This window comes from Achromobacter semiaridum (assembly GCF_053543755.1).
Map to the genome: position 1 here is coordinate 40,561 of NZ_JBLVOL010000075.1, position 6,696 is coordinate 47,256.

Here is a 6,696-nt window from a genome sequence, read left to right on the forward strand (position 1 = left end):
CCCCCACGCCCGCCACGCCCGCCACGCCCGCCACGACTACCGCCACGATCGCCGCTGCTGTCACGACCGCTACATCGACCGCTACATCGACCGCTACATCGACCGCTACATCGACCGCCACATCGACCGCTACCACCGCCGCTGCCACCAGCACCACCGCCTCTGACCGCGGCATCTGGCTGTGGCCGCTGGCGGTGTGGGCGGGGTACGGGGTGATCGACATCCTGTTCAAGCAGGTGGCGCGTGCCGGCACCGCGTTTGCCGGCGGGCTGCTGTTGGCCTTTGTGCTGGCGGGCGTGTTGATGTTGGCGTATCTGCTGGCGCGCCGGGTGCGTTGGCAGCCCCGTCACCTGCTGGCGGGCGTGGCGCTGGGCGTGGCCAATTTCGGCAACATCCTGACCTATATCCGCGCGCACCAGTCCTTGCCTGAACATCCGGCGCTGGTGTTCGCGTCGATGAACATGGGCGTGATCACGCTGGGCACGCTGGTGGGCGCGTTAGTGTTTCGCGAGCCGCTGACCCGGATCAACGCGCTGGGTATCGCGCTGGCGCTGGGCGCGATCGTGCTGATGGCGCCCTGGTAATCCCCGCGGCGCCACCGTCAGGTGCCCGTGCGGCGGCGGCGCTCAGAGTCGGATTCGGTTTCCGAGGGGGAGACATCCTCCTCGCCTGCACCGGATTCAACATCAGCAGCACGGCCGCCGGCTGGCACCCCGGTACCGGCTGCTGTGGCGTCGGCTGCCGCAGGATCGCCTGCCGCAGCGTCGGCTGCCGCAGCATCGGCTGCCGCAGCGTCGGCTGCCGCAGCGTCCGCCGGCCATTCCTGCTTGAGGGCCGGCTCTTCCACTGCCGGCTCCTCGGTGGTCGTGACCGGCGCGGCGGCGGGGTCCGGCTGCACCATTTCCATCGCGATGTCGTTTTCTGGATCCACGCGCGGGTCCAGCACCGCCGCCGCGGGCGAGCTTTGCAGTGTGTCGGGCATCGGCACGAAGTGCGTCGGCGCTTCATCGACCTGGTGCGCGCCGGTAACGCGCGTGGGGCGCACCTGCCATACCAGGATCAAGGCGCAAGCCGAGATGAACACGTAATACATGCTGGGGCCGCCCAGCGACATCATCAGCCCCGCCACCATCGGACCGATACACGCACCCACGCCGTAGGTCATCAGCAAGACGGCCGACAGGCTGACCCGGCGTTCGGATTCCACGTGATCGTTGGCGAATGCCGCCCCCAGCGGGTACAGCGTGAATTGCAAAATGCCGAACACGCACGACAAAGCCACCAGCGCCCAATATGGCAAGGTCAGCCAGCCCCACATCACGGTGGGCAGCAGCACCAGCAGCAAGGCGTTGAAACGGATCAGGCCCGCCCGGTTGATGCGGTCGGACAACCAGCCCATCGGCCATTGCGACAGCAACCCCGCCGTGACGGCGGCGGCCACGAAGACGGCGGCCTGCGACGTCGTCAGGCCATGCTTGGCCCCATAGACGGCGGCCAGCCCATAGAAAGCGCCCGACAGGTTACCCGCCACGAACAGCACCGTCATGGACAGCGGCACGCGCCGCATGAAAAAGCGGATGTCCAGCGGCGCGGGCAGCGGCGTGGGCGGGTGCGAACGCGCGGTGACGGCAATGGGCACCAGGCACAACACCAGGCACATGGCCACCAGCGTCAGCGGCCGCAGGTCCAGCGTGGCGTAGGCGGTCAGCGCCAACTGCCCCAGCACGGTGCCCAGCCCGGACACCACCATGTAGACCGAGAACACCCGGCCGCGCTGGTGGTTTTCAGTTTGTTCGTTCAGCCAGCTTTCGATGACCATGAATTCGGTCACCATCACCACGCCGGATATCAGGCGGAACACCAGCCACAACGGCATGGAATCAACCAGCGTCTGGGCCAGGATCATGCTGGTGGCAATCGCCGCGCACGCGACGAACGCGCGGATATGACCCACGCGGATGATGAGCTTGTGCCCCAATCGGGCTCCGCACACCAGGCCCAGGTAGTAGCCGGCGATCAGGACGCCGATCCACACTTCGCTGACGGACTGCGCCGTCAGCCGAAGGCCCATGTAGGTGTTGAACAGACCCGTGCCGATCAGCATCAGCAAGGTCGCGAAGTACAGGGACGAGAATGAGGAGAGGGTGGCGAGCATGGCGTTGGCAACCGCTGCTGGCATTAGCACGGCGGGCTGCAAAGGCAACCCGCCGCGTTGAGCGGTAAAACTGGAAGCTACGTTAGGTCAGATTTGCGACAGCAGCGTGGCGGCGTCGCTGACTTCGAACTTGCCAGGACCTTCCACGTTCAACTGCTTGACCACGCCGTCGACGATCAGCGCCGAGTAGCGTTGCGAACGCACGCCCATGCCGCGCGCGATCAGGTCCAGTTCCAGGCCCAGTTCCTTGGTCCACAGCGCCGAGCCATCGGCCAGCATGCGGACACGGCCTTCAGTCTTTTGTTCGCGGCCCCAGGCGCCCATGACGAAAGCGTCGTTGACGGCCACGCACCAGATTTCGTCCACGCCCTTGGCCTTGAGGGCGTCGGCTTGTTCCACATAGCCCGGCAGATGTTTGGCCGAGCAGGTGGGGGTGAAGGCGCCCGGCAAGGCGAACAGCGCGATGGTCTTGCCGCGGGTCAGGTCGGAAACCTGGAACGCGTTGGGGCCCAGCGAGCAGCCGGCGGTTTCGGTTTCGATGAATTCGGTCAGGGTGCCATCCGGCACGCGGTCGCCGACTTTGATCGTCATGGTATCTCCAGGGAAAGTGGGGCAATGCATTGAGGCAGGATCGCCTCACACCCTCCATCATAGTGCGTGCGCGCCCTGCCCGCTGCGCCAGAGCGACGCGAAAAAAACACGCACAGTCTGATACGACTCCACACCGCGACCACATCGACTGGAAACGGCTGCTTGCCATAATGCGCCAGTGACCCACGCCCGCGCGGCGCCTACATCGCCCATCGCCCGCCGGGCATCAAGCGGAGATTCACCGATGCACAAGCTTTTGACAGCCTTGGCCTGGGTCCTGGCCACCGCCGCCGCCCCTTCCTGGGCCGCGCCGGACGCCAGCGAACAGGCGCAATACGAATCCTTCGTGGTGGCCGCCGGCGCGTCGAACGGCGCGGCGCGCGCGTGCGGGGCTTCAGAGCCCGACCTGGCGCAGCATCAGGCAACCGCGCACAAGAACCTGGCCCGCTACGCCAAGGAATATGGGTTTTCAGCCGCGTCCTACGACGCGTTGTTCCAGAAGGGCCTGGCCGAAGGCAAGACGATGATGGACGACATGAAGCGGTCCGGCGTTGACGGTTGCCGGGGCGTGCTGGGCAGTTTCCAGAACGAGCGCGCGATCGGCTACGACGATATGAAAAGCGCGCTGGCCGAGGTCAGCGACGGCCTGCCGGGCGAAGAAGCCCAGTAGACCGCCGCGATCGCCGACGGGCTACAGCCCGTTCTGCTTGAACCAGTCCAGCATCCGCGTCCAGGCCTGCTCGGCTTCCGGCTTGCGATACGACGGCCGGTAATCCGCATGGAACGCGTGCGGTGCTTCGGGGTAGACGTCGATGCGCGACGCCTTTGCCGGCGCCGGCCCCTTGGCCAGTTCGATGCGCATCTTGTCCACGTCCGTCAGTGGAATGCCGGCGTCCTTGCCGCCGTAGGCGCCCAGCACGGGCGCCTTCAATTCGTTCACCAGGCTCAACACCGACTTGGGCTTGAGCTCGCTGGGTTCGCCCGCAAGCTGTCCGTAGAACGCCGCGCCCGCGCGCAGCTTGGGGTTGTGCGCCGCGTACAGCCACACTTGGCGGCCGCCCCAGCAAAAGCCCACGATGCCCAGCCGGTCGGGGTTGCCGCCGTTGGCCGCCGCCCACTTGGCGGTGGCGTCCAGATCGCCCTGCACCTGGATGTCGGGCACCTTGCTGATGATCTCGGCTTGCAGCTTCGGAATTTCGGTGTACTTGGACGGGTCGCCCTGGCGCGCGAACAGTTCGGGCGCAATAGCCAGATAGCCCAGGTGAGCCAGGCGTCGGCACACGTCCTGGATATATTCGTGCACGCCGAAGATCTCGGACACAACGATGACGGTGGGCAGGCTCTTCTTGCCTTCGGGCGCCGCGCGATAAGCCGGCATCTTGCCGTCCGACGTCGGGATATCGACCTTGCCGGCCGTCAATCCCTTGGCGTCGGTGGCGATGGCGGTCTGCGCCACGGCCGGCCCCGCCGCCAGGGAAAAGCCCGCCGCGACCGTCGTGGCGATGAAGCCCCGCCGATCCAGCCGCAAGGGCGGCAGCAGGCTGTCGAAGTGCGCGTCCTGATCTTTCATCGAAAATCTCCTGGCAAAAAAAGCCTGGCCCGGAACGCCTTGCATACCGTGGGTCAAGCCGGGTTCACTTCAGGGAGAAGTCCACGCGCGAGGGTTGCCCCTCGTCCTTGATGCCGTCCGCGTCCAGCTGCGGCGCAACGATGAAGACACGGTCCGCGAGTCCTTCCTGGGCTTGCAACTTCTCATATACCGCCTGGGCTCGGGCATCGGCCAATTGGCGCAATTGCTCGTCGCCCACCTTCGCCACGCCGCGCAGCATCGCTTCCATTTGCGCGGCCGGCACCGACTTGGACATGCCAATGAAATTGCGCGGCTTGTCCTTGATGTCGGTGTCGTCGTAGACCTCTTCCAGATACTTCTGGCGCTCGGCGGGCGACACCTGCACGCGCGCGGGATCGGGCTTCTTGCCGCGCGGCGTCGTGTCGGCGGCCTTGGCGGCGCGGATCTGGGCATCGACCCAGGCCTGGCGCAGCCCTTCCATGTCGGTCTTGGGATCGGCGCGGCCGCTGATGTCCATCTTCAGCGCGGGGCGGTCCGTCAGCGCCTTGATCAGCGTGTCGATGCGCTGCACCGAGTCCTCGGTCAGCACCGCGCTGCCTGGCGCGAACTCCACATACGACAACTCTTCGCCGCCGCCAAACGCCGAGGCCAGCAAGCTGAACGGCGACGTCACCGCCTTGACGACCAGGTTCATCACCACGCGCACCACGATGCCGCCCACCGAAAATTCCGGGTCGTCCAGCGACCCGGACACGGGCAGGTTGATGTCGATATTGCCGCGAGAATCCTTCAGCAGCGCCACGGCCAGCAGCACCGGCAGTTTGGTGGCGTCGGGGCTGTTGGTCTTGTCGCCGAAGGTCAGCTGGTTCAGCACGACGTGGTTGGACGCCTGCAACGCGCGGTCCTTGATCTTGTATTCCAGGTCCACCGACAGTTTGCCGCGCTTGATCGGGTAGCCCACGTACTTGGCCGAATAGGTGTTGAAGCGCGGCAGGTCCACGCCCTTGGCCGACGCCTTCAGGTCCAGCGTCAGGTATTTGGCGAACGGCTGCACGATGCCGCTGATCGACAGCGGCGCGGTGGTGTAGACGCGCCCCGTGACCTTGACCTTGGCGGGCTGCGGGTTGGTGGACGACACCGCCGTGATCGCGCCTTCGATGGCCGACAGCTCGGCCACATAGTTGGGTTTGACGAAGCGATCGGTAAACGTCATGCGGCCGCGCGACAGCGTGACGCTGTTCACCGCGATGTCGGGCATGGCCGCGCCCTCGCCGCCTTTCGAGGCCGCTGGCGATGCGGCCTTGGATGCCGGCGTCGATGCCGGGGCGGCGGGCGGCGGGCGGGCCGGCGTCTGCGTGTCCTGCGTGATGGAGCCACCCGCCTGCCCCGGCGCCGCCACCAGGTCCATCACGTTCAGCCGGCCCTGGGCGTTCAACAGGATGCGGCCGTAGAAGTCTTCCAGCGCGATGTCGCCCAGCTTGGCGCCCACTTTGTCGCCCGCCACGGACACGTCCATGCCGGCAAAGGCCAGCCGCTTCCAATTCAGGAAGTCGTCGTTGTTGACGCGGTCTTGCAGGTCCACACCGGTGATCTCGACGCCGCCTTTCCAGTTGACCCGCATGGGCGCGTTGCCGGCGGCGGCGGCATAGGCCACGTCGCCCTTGGCCCCCAGCGTAATGGCGCGCACGGTGGCGTTCAGGCTGCCGGCGGCGTAGGCCGCGAACGGGGCCACGTTAAGTTCGGACAGGTCAACGGACGACGCGACGGTCAGCGGCTGCGGCGTGAATGTGCCCGCCAGGTTCAGCTTGCCGTTGCCCTGGATGCCCGCCGCTGCCAGGGTGAAGCGGCTCTGGCCCGGGCCCATGGCAAGTTTGTCAGCCGTGACGCGCAGCGATTGCAGCGCGATATCCAGCGGGGGCTTTTGCGCTTCGTCGCGTGCCTTGAATTGGGTCAGGTCGGCCTGCACAGCGGTGGCCGAGGCGTCGATGGCGCCGTCTTTTTCGCGCACGTGGATCTGCGCGTTAGCGGCCAGCCTGCCGTCTTGCAGCAGGATGGGCGCCACGCTGCGCACGGCCGGCGCCAATGGGGCCAGCGCGATGTTGCCCATGCGCACGCCCAGCTCAAGCGACAGCGGGGCCAATTCCAGCGGACCCTTGGCGCGTATCCAGCCGCCGTCGGTGCTGTTGTCCACGGTCAGCCACAAGTCGATGGGCTGGTTCTTGACCTCGGGCACCACCACGCCTTCCACGGTGGCGCCGATGCCGGTCATGACGTAATCCAGCTTGCTGACCGCATCGGTCAGGTAGAGCTCGCCTTCATGCAGATTGAAGGCGTCCAGCGTGACCTTCCATTCGGACGGGGCGGGCGCGACGGGCGGCGG

General features: G+C 66.5%; 5 protein-coding genes and 1 pseudogene. 2 read left to right on the plus strand and 4 right to left on the minus strand.

Features of this window, described 5'->3' with window-relative positions; genetic code table 11:
- Window positions 1–176 precede the first annotated feature (176 nt).
- Window positions 177–584 (plus strand): annotated as a pseudogene (locus tag ACNPP0_RS20265) (DMT family transporter); the annotation flags it as partial.
- Window positions 585–601: 17 nt separating this feature from the next.
- On the opposite strand, the gene ACNPP0_RS20270 reads toward ACNPP0_RS20265, so the two are convergent.
- Window positions 602–2,155: an MFS transporter gene (locus tag ACNPP0_RS20270; RefSeq protein ID WP_448706831.1), complete on the minus strand. Its 1,554-nt coding sequence runs from the start codon at window positions 2,153–2,155 to the stop codon at window positions 602–604.
- An 87-nt stretch (window positions 2,156–2,242) separates the two neighbouring features.
- Entirely contained in the window at window positions 2,243–2,746 is a 504-nt protein-coding gene (locus ACNPP0_RS20275) for a peroxiredoxin (RefSeq protein ID WP_332611426.1), read from the minus strand.
- Between the two features lie 244 nt (window positions 2,747–2,990).
- Here ACNPP0_RS20275 and ACNPP0_RS20280 point away from each other — a divergent pair, with 244 nt between their 5' ends.
- Entirely contained in the window at window positions 2,991–3,416 is a 426-nt protein-coding gene (locus tag ACNPP0_RS20280; protein WP_332611425.1) for a hypothetical protein, read from the plus strand.
- A gap of 21 nt (window positions 3,417–3,437) precedes the next feature.
- Here ACNPP0_RS20280 and ACNPP0_RS20285 read toward each other — a convergent pair whose 3' ends face one another.
- The gene (locus ACNPP0_RS20285) at window positions 3,438–4,316 is read right to left on the minus strand and encodes a dienelactone hydrolase family protein (protein WP_448706832.1); all 879 of its coding nucleotides are present in this window, start codon (window positions 4,314–4,316) and stop codon (window positions 3,438–3,440) included.
- A 64-nt stretch (window positions 4,317–4,380) separates the two neighbouring features.
- The coding region (locus ACNPP0_RS20290) for a DUF748 domain-containing protein (protein WP_448706833.1) at window positions 4,381–6,696 on the minus strand (2,316 nt) is incomplete at its 5' end.

Coding starts and splice junctions, on each gene's coding strand:
- ACNPP0_RS20270 (WP_448706831.1), bottom strand. CDS start 2,155: ATGCTCGCCACCCTCTCCTCATTCTCGTCCCTGTACTTCGCGACCTTG.
- ACNPP0_RS20275 (WP_332611426.1), bottom strand. CDS start 2,746: ATGACGATCAAAGTCGGCGACCGCGTGCCGGATGGCACCCTGACCGAA.
- ACNPP0_RS20280 (WP_332611425.1), top strand. CDS start 2,991: ATGCACAAGCTTTTGACAGCCTTGGCCTGGGTCCTGGCCACCGCCGCC.
- ACNPP0_RS20285 (WP_448706832.1), bottom strand. CDS start 4,316: ATGAAAGATCAGGACGCGCACTTCGACAGCCTGCTGCCGCCCTTGCGG.